Source organism: Streptomyces vulcanius (assembly GCF_042653945.1).
Taxonomy (GTDB): domain Bacteria; phylum Actinomycetota; class Actinomycetes; order Streptomycetales; family Streptomycetaceae; genus Streptomyces; species Streptomyces mangrovi.
The window spans coordinates 1-908 of sequence record NZ_JBHSFK010000129.1 but is presented as its reverse complement, the minus strand read 5'-3'; the positions used below and the strand labels follow the sequence as shown (position 1 = coordinate 908).

Here is a 908-nt window from a genome sequence, read left to right as displayed (position 1 = left end):
ACTAAGAACTCCTAACTAAATGGCGCTTATCCCCTTGGAATGTGCGAGCCTGACGGGTTGTTGGCTTGCGCATGAGGAGGGGTGAGCAGTTGCCGTGGATCGTGTCCGATGAGCTGTGGGCGCGGATCGAGCCGTTGCTTCCGGTCGTGCCGCGCCGGGCCGATCACCAGGGTCGCAGGCGTCTGGACGACCGCAAGGTCCTGTCGGGCATCCTGTTCGTGCTCTACACCGGCATTCCGTGGGAGTTCCTGCCCCAGGAGCTGGGCTTCGGTTCCGGCATGACCTGCTGGCGGCGCCTGCGGGACTGGAACGACGCGGGCGTCTGGCAGCGTCTGCATGAATCACTGCTGGCCGAACTGCACGCCGCCGGCGCGCTGGACTGGTCCAGGGCGGTGATCGACGGCTCCCATGTCCGGGCCATGAAGGGCGGCCCAAAACCGGACCGAGCCCGGTCGACCGTGCCCGAACAGGCTCCAAGCACCATCTGATCACCGAAGCGCACGGCATCCCGCTCGCGGCATCACTGACCGGCGGCAACCGCAACGACGTAACCCAGCTCATCCCGCTGATCGAAGCCGTTCCGCCGGTGCGCGGCCGACGCGGACGGCCCCGCCGACGGCCGGACACGCTCTATGCCGACCGGGGCTACGACCACGACAAGTACCGCAAGCAGGTCCGGGCGGTCGGGATCACCCCCGTCATCGCCCGCCGCGGCACCGAACACGGCTCAGGACTGGGCGTCCACCGGTGGGTCGTCGAGCAGAGTTTCGCGCTGCTGCACTGGTTCCGCCGGTTACGCATCCGCTGGGAGATCCGCGACGACATCCACGAAGCGTTCCTCAGTCTGGCCTGCAGCATCATCTGCTGGCGACGACTGAAAAACTTGGCACTTTGTTAGGAGTTCTAAG

General features: G+C 66.1%; 1 protein-coding gene. It reads left to right on the top strand.

Features of this window, described 5'->3' with window-relative positions; translation table 11 throughout:
- The first annotated feature begins 71 nt into the window (after nucleotides 1-71).
- Nucleotides 72-898, top strand: a protein-coding gene (locus tag ACFPIH_RS56325; protein WP_381188156.1) for an IS5 family transposase whose coding sequence is annotated in 2 segments (ribosomal slippage) — nucleotides 72-432 and nucleotides 432-898 — 828 coding nt in all. Because the reading frame shifts where the segments join, the coding sequence is not laid out codon by codon here.
- Nucleotides 899-908 lie beyond the last annotated feature (10 nt).